This window comes from Mesorhizobium sp. M7A.F.Ca.CA.003.01.2.1, from assembly GCF_003998945.1.
Lineage (GTDB): Bacteria > Pseudomonadota > Alphaproteobacteria > Rhizobiales > Rhizobiaceae > Mesorhizobium > Mesorhizobium ciceri.
In genome coordinates, this window is sequence record NZ_RZRA01001177.1 from 1 (window position 1) to 1451 (window position 1451).

1 protein-coding gene is annotated in these 1451 nt (G+C 63.1%); it reads right to left on the reverse strand.

All coding sequences use genetic code 11. The annotated features are described in order from the left end of the window. Nucleotides 1-1234 (reverse strand): trimethylamine methyltransferase family protein (locus EN969_RS30960; RefSeq protein ID WP_127419729.1); only part of this gene is annotated, 1234 nt, incomplete at its 3' end. Nucleotides 1235-1451 lie beyond the last annotated feature (217 nt).

Here is a 1451-nt window from a genome sequence, read left to right on the forward strand (position 1 = left end):
GGTCGATGTCCATCATGAACTTTTCGTAGCAGGAGGCCAGCCCGCCCTCGAGCCAGCCGGCCGAGTGCAGCACGAAATTGGTGCCGGCCAGGATGGTCGAGTTCAGCGTGTTGGCGCTTTCATAAGCCGCTTGTGCATCCGGAACCTTGGACGCGCAGAGCGAGCCGCCGGTGCGGAACGGCAGGCCGAGACGGCGCGCCAGCTGTGCGGCGCCATAGGAAACCAGCGACGGCTCCGGCGTGCCGAAGGTCGGCGCCCCCGACTGCATCGAAATCGACGAGGCGAAGGTACCGAACAGCACCGGCGCGCCGGGACGGATGAGCTGCGTGAACGACGCGCCGGCCAGCACTTCGGCCAGAACCTGCGTCAGCGTGCCGGCAACCGTCACCGGGCTCATCGCGCCGGCGAGGATGAACGGCGTGACGATGCAGGCCTGGTTGTGGCGCGCATAGACCTTCAGCGCACCGAGCATGGTCTCGTCGAACACCATCGGCGAGTTGGCGTTGATCAGGCTGGTCAGCACCGTGTTGTTCTCGACGAAATCGTCGCCGAACACGATCTTGGCCATGGCGACGGTGTCCTCGGCGCGTTCCGGCGCGGTCACCGAGCCCATAAACGGCTTATCGGAATATTTGATGTGGCTGTAGATCATGTCGAGGTGGCGCTTGTTGACCGGCACATCGACCGGCTCGCATACCGTGCCGCCCGAATGGTGGATCGACGGCGCCATATAGGCGAGCTTAACGAAATTCTGGAAATCCTCGATCGTCGCGTAGCGCCTGACACCGTCGAGGTCACGCACGAAGGGCGGGCCATAGACCGGCGCGAACACGGTGGCATTGCCACCGATCTGCACCGAACGCTCGGAATTGCGGGCGTGCTGGGTGTAGACGGACGGTGCGGTCTTGAGCAGCGAACGGCACAGCCCCTTCGGGAAATGCACGCGCTCGCCCTTGACGTCGGCGCCGGCCTCTTTCCACAGTTGCAGCGCTTCTGCATCGTCGCGGAAGATGATGCCGATCTCCTCGAGCACCGTGTCGGTGTTCTTCTCGATCAGCGCCAGGCCTTCCTCGTCCAGCACCTCGTAAACGTTGATCTTGCGCTTGATGTAGGTGAGCTGCGTGCCCGGGCCTCCGCCCGAACGCGCGGCCCGCCGGGCAGCAGCCCCGCCGCTGGCGCCGCGCCCACGTCGCGCGTTTGACGCTTCCTGATCGACTGCCGCGTGTTCGCTCATGGTGTTCTTCCCTGAATCTGTTCTTGTCTGGAATCCATAGCGGCTGCTCTCGCCGCTTCTTGCCAGATCGTAGCCATGCACCCTATTCGAAACGGCCCGCCAGCGCCAACGCCTGTCGCAAAATCGACAAGAATTCCAAGAGAGTTACGGTCGCTTTCCTTTTGCGGGAAGTCGCAAATCAGCTATGGATACATGCCCTCAGCGGGTTAGGTATGAA